Below are 13331 nucleotides of genomic sequence, written 5' to 3' on the forward strand. Positions count from 1 at the left end.
TCGCATGAAGCGCATCATTTCCTGGTCCAGGCTCAGGCCCGATGAGCGCGGACCTGCCTCCCTGTTCATCCTGCGGCCAGTGATGACCCTGCTGGTGTCGCTGGGCATGATGCTTGCGGGCTGGCTGGCTTTTGGCCTGTTGCCGGTTGCGCCGTTGCCGCAGGTGGATTTCCCGACGATCAATGTTACCGCCTCGCTGGCCGGTGCGAACCCGGAGACCATGGCCTCTTCGGTGGCGACACCGCTAGAGCGTAGCCTGGGCCGGATATCGGGCATCAGCGAAATTACGTCATCCAGTTCCCAGGGGAGCACGTCGATTACCTTGCAGTTCAACCTGGACAAGGATATCGATGTCGCTGCACGGGAAGTGCAGGCCGCAATCAATGCGGCTGCGAGCATGTTGCCCAGCGGCATGCCGAATCGACCCAGCTATCGCAAGATCAATCCGGCGGATATGCCGAGCATGGTGCTTACCATGACTTCCAGAACCAAGAGCATGGGTGAGCTGTACGACCTGGCTACCAACATGGTGTCGCGCAAGATTTCGCAAGTACAGGGGGTGAGCCAGGTCAATGTCGCAGGCAGCTCCCTGCCGGCAGTACGCGTGGATATCAATCCCGATGCCTTGGTTCAGCAAGGACTGTCGCTGGATGCAGTACGCAATGCCATCAGCGCTGCTAATGGCAACGGCCCCAAGGGATATCTGCAGAATGACGAATACCGTTGGCAGCTGGATGCGGATGACCGCCTGCTGCGTGCCAAGGATTACCGCTCACTCATCATCGCCACCAATCAAGGTGCGGTGACGCGCCTGAGCGACGTGGCCAGGGTGTATGACTCGGTGGAGGATATCCGCAACGTGGGCTTCCACAATAACCAGCGTGCCATCCTGCTGATGGTCAGCCGCGAGCCGGGCGCCAACATCATCGAGATGATTGAGCGTATCCATGCAGAGCTGCCCAGCATCCAGAGTAGCCTGGGCGAGGATATCAAGCTCACCGTTGTGGAAGACCGCAGCCCGAATATCCGTGCTTCCCTGCACGAAGCCGAGCTGACACTGGTGATTGCGGTGGCGCTTGTGATCCTGGTAGTGTTTCTTTTCCTGCGAAATAGTCGCGCGACGCTGATTCCTGCGTTGGCCGTGCCGGTGTCGCTGATATCAACCTTTGCCGTCATGTATCTTTGTGGGTATTCACTGAATAACCTGACCTTGATGGCGCTGATCATCGCCACGGGTTTTGTCGTGGATGATGCCATCGTGGTGGTTGAGCATATCAGCAAGCGCATCGAGCAGGGTGAAGCGCCGCTCCGGGCTTCGTTGCGCGGTGCCCGTGAAGTCGGCTTTACCGTGGTGTCCATGAGCTTTTCGCTGGTGGCGGTGTTCATCCCGCTGCTGTTCATGGGAGATATCACTGGCCGCCTGTTCCGGGAGTTTGCAGTGACGCTGTCTGTCGCGATCCTGGTCTCGCTGTTCGTCTCGCTGACGCTGACGCCCATGCTGTGCGCCTATCTGCTCAGGCGTCAAGATGCTGCGACCATTGAGGGAGAAAGCGCCCCGGAGAGACGCAGAGCAGGCTTGTTCATCCGCATACAGCGCCGCTACCGCCAGAGCCTGGCCTGGGCTTTGGATCATGCTGCGGGGATGATGGTGATCCTGCTGTTCGCAGTTGCGGTCAATGTCTACCTCTATATTGCCATCCCCAAGGGGATGTTTCCGGAGCAGGATACTGGCCGGCTGTTTGGCAATGCCCGCGCGGACCAAGGCGTGTCGTTCAATGAGCTACAGAGAAAGCTGGAAGCATTCCGCAGCATCCTGCTGGCAGATCCCGCAGTAGACCAGGTCATGGGGATGTCGGGTAGTGGACGCGGGCCGGGTGCCTCCACCAATTCCGGCAACTTTATCATTATCCTCAAGAACATTCGCGAGCGTGAGTCGGCACAAGCCGTCATTGCACGCTTGCGGCCCAAGCTGGCGCAAGTGCCGGGGGCCTCCATGTTCCTGGTCAATATGCAGGATTTGCGCATCGGCGGCCGATCTACCGATTCCAGCTACCAGATGACACTGAAGAGCGATGATGTCAAAGACCTACGCAAATGGGAGAACAAGGTATTGGAGACTCTGCAATCCTTGCCCGATATCACGGATGTTGGCGGCGGCGGCCGCAGCCGTTCAATACAGGTTTTCCTCGATATAGACCGCGAGGCGGCCAAACGCCTGGGTATCGACGTTGAGATGGTGATTGCGCTGCTGAACAACTCCTACGCCCAGCGCCAGATTTCCACGATTTACGAAGACCAGAACCAGTACCGCGTGGTCATGGGTGTGGACGAAAAATACATGCAGGGCCCCGATATCTTGTCTAGCCTTTATGTGCTGACTGCCAGCGGCAACCGTGTACCGCTGTCCAACCTCGTGAGCCTGAGTTACAACAATGCACCGCCAAGGATAGAGCACGAGGGGCAGTTCGCCTCCGTGACCTATTCCTTCAATCTGCCAGAGGGCGGTAATCTCGAATATGCGAAGCAGAAGATCAGGAGTGCCCTTGCCGATCTCAAAATGCCGCTCAACGTGCAGGCGACCTTTTCCGGTACGGCCAGCGCCCAAAGCAAAGTGCTCAAGCAAATGCCATGGCTGATCCTGGCTGCGCTGGTTTCGGTCTATATTGTCCTGGGCATGCTGTACGAGAGTTACGTCCATCCACTCACCATCCTCTCGACACTGCCTTCTGCAGGTGTGGGTGCGTTGCTCGCCTTGATCCTGTTCGATACGCCGCTCACCCTCATCGCCTTGATCGGCATCATCCTCCTGATTGGCATCGTCAAGAAAAACGCCATTCTCATGATCGATTTCGCACTGGTGGCGGAGCGCGAACGTGGCTTGTCTTCCAGGGATGCCATCATGGATGCCTGCCAGCAGCGTCTGCGCCCCATTCTCATGACGACCATGGCGGCGTTGCTGGGCGCATTGCCATTGATATTCGGCACCGACGGCGATGCGCCATTGCGTCGGCCTCTGGGTATCGCGATCGTCGGCGGCCTGCTGCTGAGTCAGTTGCTTACCTTATACACCACACCCGTGGTCTATCTTTACCTTGATCGTTTACGCCTGTGGGTCTTGCGTCGCAAGCCGCAGGCCGCAATGATGGAGAAAACGGAATGAATTCTTTCTCTGCCAAGCTAGGCGTTATCGGCTTGTCCCTGTTGTTGCCGGCATGCATGGTCGGTCCGGATTACCGCAGGCCGCAAACCGTGGCGCCTGCCGCATTCAAGCATCAGGAAGGGTGGAGCATCGCTGCCCCAGCCGATGACATTCCCAAGGGGGAATGGTGGAAGCGCTATGGCGATGCAGAACTCAACCAGCTGGTCGCCCGCCTCAACAACAGCAATCTGACCCTGGCCCAGTATGAAGCACAATACCGGCAGGCCTTCGCCCTGGCGCAAAGCGCCCGCGGCGCCTTGTGGCCTCAGCTGAATGCAACGCTGGGCAAGACCAGGGCGGGACAGGGAGCGGGCAGTTCGACCTCCAGCCAGGCCGTGCAGGTCAGTGGCATACGCACCACTTACAATGCTGCTCTGAATGCAAGCTGGGAAATCGATATCTGGGGCCGTTTGCGGCGTACCCTGGAAGCAAACAGGGCCAGTGCGGAGGCTAGCCTCGCCACCCTGGCGGCCATGCGGCTCAGCATGCAGTCCGAGCTGGTGCAGAACTATCTGCAGCTCCGGGTCATGGACCAGCAAAAGCGGCTTTTGACAGAAACCGCGGACACCTACCGCCGTGTAGTGCAGTTGACCGAGAGCCAGTACAAGCGTGGCGTAGTGGCAAGCGCCGATGTCGCTGCGGCCACCACCCAGCTCAAGAATACGGAAGCGGAATTGGTTGATTTGGTCTGGCAGCGGGCGCAGCTGGAAAACGCGATTGCCGTGCTGATCGGGGAGGCGCCTGCGAATTTCAGCCTGGCTGAAGCCGATACAATGCCGCAATTGCCTGCCGTGCCGGCAGCCGTGCCAAGCCAACTACTTGAGCGCAGGCCGGATGTGGCGGCAGCAGAGCGCTCAGTCATGGCGGCCAATGCCAATATCGGGGTGGCCAAGTCCGCCTATTACCCGAGCTTGACCTTGTCGGCGACGGGCGGATACCGTAGCAGAACATTTGATGACTGGATGACCATGCCCAACCGCTATTGGTCGGTCGGGCCACAACTTGCCATGACCTTATTCAACGGCCTGCAGAACAAGTATAACGTTGTGCAAGCCGAGGCCAGTTACGATGCCGCAGTGGCTGGCTATCGACAGACAGTCCTGACCGCATTTCAGGAAGTCGAGGATTACCTAGTGGCATTGCACACCTTGGGTGAGGAGGCCACGCTGCGGGAAGAGTCTGTGGCGGCAGCGCGCAAGGCGCTCAGGCAATATACCAATCAATACCGTGTCGGCCTGATTGGTTTTCTGGACGTAGTGACCGCCCAGACCACGGCGCTCAATAGTGAGCGTACGCTGCTGACCTTGCAGCAAAGCCGCCTGATCAGCAGCGTGCAATTGATTGCTGCGCTGGGTGGCGGCTGGGATGGTTTGCCTATACAGAATAAATGACGGATGCCTGATACTTGCCGCCGCCGGTGACCTGCCATCAAGGCTGGAGTGCGCGGCAGCATGGCGAGGCAGGCTGTTGCAACATCTGCTCATTTGCAACTGACACTGGTCATCTGACAATATTCCCAGGGCCTACCACTTGCCCCATGCCGGGAGAGCCTGTCACCGACATCGTAGGCCTTTGGCGGCAATATTGGCCTGACATCGCTCTCCTGCCGCATCCCAGCCCTTGCACATGTATGGCTCGTCATCCGTGGTCTGGCGCGAAATGCATTGTGCTGTGAGACAGCGCCATGCTGCGTCAGGATGAGATGCTTCTGACAAGATTGTCAGTGACTGACTGACAGATTCGAACAGCCCGGGCTGCTAGAGTCAACATTCACTACAATCTGAGCCGGAGATCTATCGTGAATATCCTTGACCCGATCATGCATACCCTGATGCCCGAGACAGATCAATACAGTGGCATGGAGCCGAAAACCCGGGCATTTCTCGAGGAGTTGGCGGCATCCGATAGCAAGCCAGTGGAAGCGTTGAGTCCAGAAGAGGCGAGGAAGGTGCTGAGCGACTTACAAGCCGGGGTGGATGTCGAGCTGGGCGGCGTGACCGTCGAGGAGCGGGAAATCGCGATCGAGGGACACTCCATTCACCTATTCATCGTCAAGCCAGCCGATATCGCCATCAGCCCACCCGTGGTCATGTTTTTCCATGGCGGCGGCTGGGTGCTGGGCGACTTCCCTACCCATCAGCGACTAGTGCATGACCTGTGTGTCGCTTCAAACTGTGCTGTGGTTTTCGTCGACTATTCCCGCTCGCCGGAGGTGAAGTATCCTACTGCGATTATCGAATGCTACCTTGCCACCAAATGGGTTGCGCAAAACGGCGCGGAAATCGGTGTGGACCCAGCCCGCCTCGCAGTTGCTGGCAACAGTGCCGGAGGCAACATGGCGGCTGTCGTCTGTATGATGGCCAAGGAAAAGCGCGAGCCCTTCATCAAGCACCAGACCCTGTTCTGGCCCGTGACCGACGCCAGGTTCAACACCGACTCCTACCAGCAATTCGATGAGGGTTATTTCCTGACCCGCAACATGATGAAATGGTTCTGGGACAATTATCTTGAAAACAAGGACGCACGCAAGGAGATCTATGCGTCGCCACTCAATGCCAGCCTGGAACATTTGGCAGACCTGCCGCCCGCCTTGATCCAGACAGCGGAATTCGACGTGCTGCGGGATGAGGGCGAAGCCTATGCCCACTTGTTGATGGATGCGGGCGTGAGCGTGACCTGCACCCGCTATCTGGGGGCGATCCATGATTTCGGCCTGCTCAACCCGCTGGCCAAGACGCCGCAGGCATACGCCTCCATCATGCAGGCGGCGGGCGAAATCAGGAAACATATCTAGGCTGCATCATCCTCGACGGCAGACATCGGCTGCCGGCTGGTGCTAGAGCGGCTAACAGAACTCAACAGCAATCCTGGCTGGACGCTCTGCGCAGGAAATACAGATCACTACGGCAAGTCAGGTCAACGACGCCAGGCGCATGTTGTTGACCGCGCTGCCCGCAAGTTTGACAGGGGCGGCGCCTTCTGTTTATGATTGCCCTCATGATGCAAATCCAGCAGTCCACATCATTCGTGTTTTCCTCCCTGGCTTTCCTTAGCCAAGGGCTGCTGCTGCGCTTCGCGCGCATCTAATCCACCTCTTCCTGCCAGTGAGTTTGTTTTATCCTCGTTGTTAGAGGGCAGGACAATATTGTTTGTATTTCCGGTTTTATTCCAGAAAGTATTTTCATCATGTGTGACACGCCATATCATTTTTGGCAGTTTCGACTGCCCCGCGGTTGTCAGGCCTTGCGTGAGCGGTAGCCAGCCAGCCCCGGATATTGTCATGCCGCTGACTAGACTGATATATCGAGCCGATATCTTGAGAGAATAATGATGTTAAAGAATCCAAGCAGCAAATACCGCCCGTTTACCCCGATTGACTTGCCCAACCGGCAATGGCCGGCCCGCACCATCACCCAGGCGCCGATCTGGATGAGCACCGACCTGCGAGACGGCAACCAAGCCCTGTTCGAGCCCATGAACGCTGAACGCAAGATGCGCATGTTCAAGATGCTGGTTGAAATCGGCTTCAAGGAAATCGAGGTGGCATTTCCTTCCGCCTCGCAGACCGATTTCGATTTTGTGCGTACCTTGATTGAGGAAGAACATATTCCTGGTGACGTGACCATCGAGGTGTTGACCCAGGCGCGCGAAGACCTGATCCGCCGCACGTTCGAATCCTTGCGCGGTGCAAGGCGGGCGATTGTCCATGTCTATAATGCGACTTCCCCTGTGTTCCGCGAGACAGTGTTTCGCACCGACAAGGCCGGGGCCAAGAAGATTGCCACCGATGCCGCCCGCCTCATCAAGCAGCTTGCGGATGAGCGCCCGGAAACCGAATGGGTGTTCCAATATAGTCCGGAAACCTTTACCGCGACCGAGCTCGATTTCGCCAAGGAAGTCTGCGATGCTGTCACGGACATCTGGCAGGCCACGCCCGAGCGCAAGGTCATCCTCAACCTGCCTGCGACGGTGGAAATTGGCACACCCAATTACTACGCTGACCAGATTGAGTGGATGCACACCAACCTAGCGCGCCGCGACAGTGTGATCATCAGCGTGCATCCGCACAATGACCGCGGTACCGCAGTGGCGGCGGCGGAGTTGGCGGTAATGGCTGGCGCGGATCGTATCGAAGGCTGCCTCTTCGGGCATGGCGAGCGCACCGGCAATGTCGATTTGGTAACCTTGGCGCTCAATCTCTATACGCAGGGTATCGACCCCCGTCTGGATTTCTCCCAGATCAACAGCATCGCTCGCACCGTAGAGGATTGCACCCAGTTGCCGGTGCATGCCCGCCATCCCTATGCGGGCGACCTTGTGTTCACGGCATTTTCCGGTTCGCACCAGGACGCAATCAAGAAGGGCTTTGCCGTGCAGCAGCCAGGCGATCTTTGGCAAGTGCCTTATCTGCCGATAGACCCACATGATGTGGGCCGCACCTACGACTCCATCATCCGCGTCAACAGCCAATCGGGTAAAGGCGGCATCGCCTATTTGCTGGAATCTGGCTATGGCCTCGCCATGCCGCGCCGCATGCAGGTGGAGTTCAGCGGCGCTGTGCAGCGTCTCACCGATAGCAGCGGGCAGGAAGTCAGTGCCGAGGGCATCTGGCAATTGTTCAACGAAGAATATATCGCGGCGGATGAGCCCGTGCGCTATATCGACCATGTGCTCGACGAGCAGGATGATGTCCAGCACATCAAGCTCATCGCGCGCATCCATGGCGTGGAAACCGTGCTCGAAGGCCGCGGCAACGGCCCGATCGATGCCCTGGTGCACGCGTTCGGCAGCAAATTCCGCATCCATGACTACGAGGAGCGCGCGCTTGGCGCGGGCGCTGCCGCCAGGGCCGTGGCGTTTGCCGAGCTGGAGAAGGATGGCCAGCCCGGTACCGTGTATGGTGCGGGAATCCACGACAACCTGGTCACGGCATCCATTCTGGCCGTGATCAGCGGTATCAACCGCTTGTACCAGCGCCTTGATGCGGCTGCACAGCAGGCGCTTCTACCGCGGTGAGTTGCGCCAACTGACTGATGCCAATGGCGAAACAAAAAGCCCGCATACTCGCGGGCTTTTTGTTGTCTGCTGTACCGCCGGATGTAGCGCACGATGATCAGGCGGTGCGCCAGCCAAGCTCCTATGCCACATCCCGCCATGACCGTCACCATCGGGAAAGTCGTGCCGTCGTGCAATAGATTGACCAGGCCACCTGCAATGGTGGCCAGGCCGAACTGCAGCGATCCCATCAAGGCGGATGCCGTGCCTGCCTGCTGGCCGTGGGTGGCCAGTGTCGCTGCGCCAGCATCGGGGCCGATATAGCCGATGCTGGCGACAAAGAGGAAAATGCCGATTAGCAGCAGGGGCAGGGTGACATGCCCCGTCAGTGACAGGCCCAGCAATAACACGCCGATGCCGCCAGGCAGCCACAGGGCACGTGAGAGCAGCACGGTGGCCCGATGCTTTTTCAGCCGCCATACATTGATCTGGCTCACCAGAATCAACCCTGCGGCGTTCATCCCGAATATCCAGCCGTAATGCTGCGCTGGGATGTGGTAATACTCGATGAAGACAAAAGGCGAGCCGGCAATATAGGCAAACATCCCGGCGCGCGCCAGGCCGCCACTCAGTGTGTAACCGATGAACCTGCGATCCATGAACAGTCTGCCGTAGTTCCGTAGGATGCGGCCCAGTACCAGCGGCGGTTCGTGGCGCGTATCATGCGTTTCCTCCAGCCAGAAATACACTGCGATCAATCCTAGTATGCCGGCTACCCCCAAGGTGATGAACAGGACACGCCAATCGAATGAGGTGACAATCCAGCCGCCAATGAGCGGCGCGAGAATGGGTGCCAGCCCCATCACCAATATCAGCATGGAGAATGCGCGTGCCGCATCATTCGCGCTGCAGCGGTCGCGGATGACCGCCATCGTGATCACCATGCCTGCGCAGCCGCCCAATGCCTGCAGGAAGCGCCAGAAAATCAGCTCGGGGATACTACTGGTAAACGCACAACCGAACGACGCCAAAATATAAATCACCAGCCCAATAAGCAAGGGCAGGCGCCGCCCGAAGCGGTCGCTGAGCGGACCGTAGAACAACTGACCGATCGCCAACCCGATGAAATAACTGGCCAGCGTCAGCTGTGCGCTGCCTGCCTGCGCGAGCAGGCTTTTCTCGATGGCTGGAAAGCCCGGCAGGTACATGTCGATCGACAGCGGTGCCAGGCCAGTGAGCGCTCCCAGTAGCAGTAGCCAGCCACTCGTGAGGGAGGGAGGAGATGTGGAAGCGTTGTTATTATTCGACATGAAAAGTAGAGGTAGATTTTGTCTGGGATAGTATAGGAGTAACTTCTTCACACAATAGTTGCTTGCCTAGTGGGTAAGCAACATGCACGGATGTTGTTTTCGATTGCCCATTCAGAAGTCTTTCATTGCGCTAAACGATCACGATAAAGAACCCCGGAAGAGAAAATAAGACATAGTTCCCATCATTGTAGAGTAAACCATGCTATTGCCCGGGAGTGGGGAGCGTCGGTTTTGAAAAGAAAACAAAATGGATGCTGCCTGTGCTGCGGAAAATATTGGCAGGAGAAAAGCCGTGAGTGAAAAGGTCTCCAATCTCAGGGCTTCAGATTGCGTATCCCCATCTTGAAGCCCATGGAGATGGTGTTCAAGAGGTTTTATCATCAAGAAGGTCAATAGGGCTTTTGCCACAAGAAGTTCAAGTTGAATGGTGAAGCTTTGATCTATTCCGGGTAGAAAATAAAAAGACATGGTAGAAACCATGTCTTTTCTGCACTTCAAGTATTACTGAAAGAAATCTTTCACCTTGGTCATCCAGGATTTCTCTCTGGGGCTGTGTTTCCCGGAGTCCTGCTGGTTGATATCCTCCAGTTCCCGTAACAACTCTTTCTGGCGTTCCGTCAGCTTGACCGGTGTTTCTACGATGACATGGCAAAACAAGTCGCCATGCTCGTTGCTGCGCAATGGCTTGATGCCCTTGCCACGCAGGCGGAACACAGCACCGGTCTGGGTCTCCGGCGGCACCTTCATCTTGGCGTGACCGTCCAGGGTCGGGATTTCAATTTCGCCGCCCAGGGCTGCTGTCGTGAAGCTGATCGGCATTTCGCAATGCAGGTTGGCACCGTCGCGCTCAAAGATTGGATGCTTCTTCAGGTGCACCACAACATAGAGATCCCCAGGTGGTCCGCCATTGACACCAGCTTCGCCTTCGCCAGAGAGGCGGATGCGGTCGCCCTCGTCCACGCCAGCCGGAATCTTGACCGACAGCGTCTTGTGCTGCTTGACGCGTCCACCACCATGGCAGGTGGGGCAGGGGTCCTTGACCATCTTGCCGGACCCATGGCACTTGGGGCAGGTCTGTTGCACGGAGAAGAAGCCTTGCTGCATGCGCACCTGGCCATGGCCGCCGCAAGTGGAGCAGGTAACGGGCTGGGTGCCAGGGCGTGCGCCTGAGCCGTGGCAAGTTTCACACTCTGCCATGACGGGGATACGGATCTTGGTTTCTGTACCCCGTGCGGCTTCTTCCAGGGAGATTTCCATGTTGTAGCGCAGATCTGCACCACGGTAGACATTGGAGCGTCGGCCGCCTCCGCCCCCACCGAAAATATCGCCAAAGATGTCGCCGAAGGCATCGGCGAAATTGCCGAAACCACCTGCTCCCGCGCCAGCAGCAGCGCTCGGGTCTACGCCCGCATGACCGTATTGATCGTATGCCGCGCGCTTCTGGTCGTCAGAAAGCACTTCATAGGCCTCCTTGGCTTCCTTGAAGTGTTCTTCGGCTTTTGGGTTGTCCGGGTTCCGGTCCGGATGATATTTCATCGCCAGCTTGCGGTAAGCCTTCTTGATTTCTTCATCCGTAGCGTCCCGGTTGACACCGAGTACCTCGTAATAATCTCTTTTTGCCATTTTCTTCTGCTAAAAAGTTAAGGATGCCCTGAATTCGGCCCTTGCTGCATACATTCATAAAAGCGGGCTGGGCGCCTGGTTGCAAACGAGTGACCCTCACTGGTCGCTGGTTTGCGCCTTGCATTCCATCCCGCTCCGCAGCGAATGTCCGCTGCCTGGCTGATTCAGGGCTTCCAGATGAGGCACATCGGGAAACTCCCTGTGCGCCTCATGAGGTTACATGGTAAAGGAATTACTTCTTGTCATCCTTGACTTCCTCGAACTCAGCATCCACCACTTCGGCATCCACTGTCTTTTCCTGTGGCTCGCCTGGTTCTGCGGCGCTGCTTTCGGTTTCGCCGGCAGCGTAGACTTTTTCACCAAGTTTCTGCGAGGCCTCGATCAAGGCATTAGTCTTGCTCTCGATCGCTGCCTTGTCGTCACCCTTGATGACGTCTTCCAGCTCTTGTACCGCCTTTTCAATGGCTCCCTTTTCAGCCGCATCCAGTTTGTCACCATGCTCGGCCAGGGATTTCTTCACGCTGTGGATAGCACTGTCGGCGCTATTGCGTGCGTCAACCAGTTCACGCAGCTTCTTGTCCTCGTCTGCATATTTGGCAGCCTCTTCCTCCATGCGCTTGATCTCTTCATCGGATAAGCCAGAGTTCGCCTTGATGGTAATCTTGTTTTCCTTGCCTGTCGCCTTATCCTTGGCCGATACATGCAAGATACCATTGGCGTCGATGTCGAAGGTGACTTCGATCTGTGGCATGCCACGCGGTGCGGGCGGGATATCAGTCAGGTTGAACTGACCCAGGCTCTTGTTGCCGGATGCCATTTCACGCTCACCTTGCAGGACGTGGATCGTTACGGCAGACTGGTTGTCCTCGGCTGTCGAGAACACTTGCGATGCCTTGGTCGGGATCGTGGTGTTCTTCTGGATCAGTTTGGTCATCACGCCACCCAGGGTTTCGATTCCCAAGGAAAGCGGAGTGACGTCGAGCAAGAGAACATCCTTCACGTCGCCTTGCAGTACGCCACCCTGGATAGCGGCACCTACAGCGACAGCTTCGTCAGGGTTCACATCCTTGCGAGGTTCCTTACCGAAGAATTCCTTGACCTTTTCCTGCACCTTGGGCATGCGGGTCTGACCGCCAACCAAGATCACGTCCTGGATATCGGATACCTTGACTCCTGCATCCTTCAATGCAACTTCGCATGGCTTGATGGAGCGCTCGATCAAGTCTTCCACCAGGCTCTCGAACTTGGCGCGTGTGATCTTCACCACCAAGTGTTTTGGTCCGCTGGCATCCGCGGTAATGTAAGGCAGGTTGACTTCGGTCTGCGTGCTGGAAGAAAGCTCGATCTTGGCCTTTTCTGCGGCCTCCTTCAAGCGCTGCTTGGCCAGCAAGTCGTTGCGCAGGTCGATACCGTTTTCCTTCTTGAATTCGTCCGCCAGGAAATCGATCAGGCGGTTATCGAAGTCTTCGCCGCCCAGGAAGGTGTCACCGTTGGTGGACAATACCTCGAACTGGTGCTCACCATCAATTTCGGAAATCTCGATGATGGAAATATCGAAAGTACCGCCGCCCAAGTCGTAGACTGCAATCTTACGATCACCTTCCTGTTTGTCCAGACCAAAAGCCAGTGCAGCCGCAGTCGGTTCATTAATGATACGCTTGACTTCCAGGCCAGCGATACGGCCTGCATCTTTGGTGGCCTGGCGTTGGCTGTCGTTGAAGTAGGCAGGTACCGTGATGACGGCCTCGGTGACCTCTTCACCCAGGTAGTCCTCTGCGGTTTTCTTCATCTTGCGCAACACTTCTGCGGAGATTTGCGGTGGCGCCAGCTTCTGGCCGCGGACTTCTACCCATGCATCACCGTTGTCAGCCTTGGTGATGGTGTAAGGCATGAGGCCGATGTCTTTCTGAACTTCCTTTTCGTCAAAGCGGCGACCAATCAGGCGCTTGACGGCAAATAGAGTATTTTTCGGATTGGTCACCGCCTGGCGCTTGGCAGGAGCGCCTACCAGAATTTCACCGTCTTCCTGATAGGCAATGACGGAAGGTGTGGTGCGTGCGCCTTCGGCGTTCTCGATCACGCGAGGCTTTCCACCCTCCATCACGGCTACGCAGGAGTTGGTGGTGCCTAAGTCAATACCGATAATTTTTCCCATTGTCTTGGTTCCTTGTGTTCTTTATAACTCTGAAAGTGGATAACTATGC

Annotated in this window: 8 protein-coding genes and 1 pseudogene; 4 read left to right on the top strand and 5 right to left on the bottom strand. The window is 57.0% G+C overall.

The window, feature by feature from the left end; translation table 11 throughout:
• The first annotated feature begins 4 nt into the window (after positions 1–4).
• From MFLA_RS03810 to MFLA_RS03820, 3 genes are all read left to right on the top strand, one after another.
• Positions 5–3160: a multidrug efflux RND transporter permease subunit gene (locus tag MFLA_RS03810; RefSeq protein ID WP_011479109.1), complete on the top strand. Its 3156-nt coding sequence runs from the start codon at positions 5–7 to the stop codon at positions 3158–3160.
• Entirely contained in the window at positions 3157–4590 is a 1434-nt protein-coding gene (locus MFLA_RS03815) for an efflux transporter outer membrane subunit (RefSeq protein WP_011479110.1), read from the top strand. Before MFLA_RS03810 ends, MFLA_RS03815 begins: the two co-directional genes overlap by 4 nt.
• A gap of 407 nt (positions 4591–4997) precedes the next feature.
• A complete protein-coding gene (locus MFLA_RS03820; protein ID WP_011479111.1) occupies positions 4998–5993 on the top strand; it encodes an alpha/beta hydrolase in 996 nt (331 codons plus the stop codon).
• A 227-nt stretch (positions 5994–6220) separates the two neighbouring features.
• On the opposite strand, the gene MFLA_RS14335 is transcribed toward MFLA_RS03820, so the two are convergent.
• Positions 6221–6481, bottom strand: a complete 261-nt coding sequence (locus tag MFLA_RS14335) for a hypothetical protein (RefSeq protein ID WP_011479112.1) — start codon at positions 6479–6481, stop codon at positions 6221–6223.
• A gap of 48 nt (positions 6482–6529) precedes the next feature.
• Here MFLA_RS14335 and leuA point away from each other — a divergent pair, with 48 nt between their 5' ends.
• Entirely contained in the window at positions 6530–8215 is a 1686-nt protein-coding gene (gene leuA, locus MFLA_RS03825) for a 2-isopropylmalate synthase (protein WP_229407291.1), read from the top strand.
• A 116-nt stretch (positions 8216–8331) separates the two neighbouring features.
• Here the strand turns inward: leuA and MFLA_RS14340 are convergent.
• From MFLA_RS14340 to dnaK, 4 genes and pseudogenes are all read right to left on the bottom strand, one after another.
• A pseudogene (locus MFLA_RS14340) lies at positions 8332–9504 on the bottom strand (Bcr/CflA family multidrug efflux MFS transporter); the annotation flags it as partial.
• A gap of 138 nt (positions 9505–9642) precedes the next feature.
• Positions 9643–9984: a hypothetical protein gene (locus MFLA_RS03835; protein WP_048811549.1), complete on the bottom strand. Its 342-nt coding sequence runs from the start codon at positions 9982–9984 to the stop codon at positions 9643–9645.
• A 21-nt stretch (positions 9985–10005) separates the two neighbouring features.
• A complete protein-coding gene (gene dnaJ / locus MFLA_RS03840; protein WP_011479115.1) occupies positions 10006–11127 on the bottom strand; it encodes a molecular chaperone DnaJ in 1122 nt (373 codons plus the stop codon).
• 232 nt (positions 11128–11359) lie between these two features.
• Positions 11360–13282, bottom strand: a complete 1923-nt coding sequence (gene dnaK / locus MFLA_RS03845; protein WP_011479116.1) for a molecular chaperone DnaK — start codon at positions 13280–13282, stop codon at positions 11360–11362.
• Positions 13283–13331: the final 49 nt, after the last annotated feature.

Origin of the sequence: Methylobacillus flagellatus KT (assembly GCF_000013705.1) — a bacterium.
GTDB classification, from domain to species: Bacteria; Pseudomonadota; Gammaproteobacteria; order Burkholderiales; family Methylophilaceae; genus Methylobacillus; species Methylobacillus flagellatus.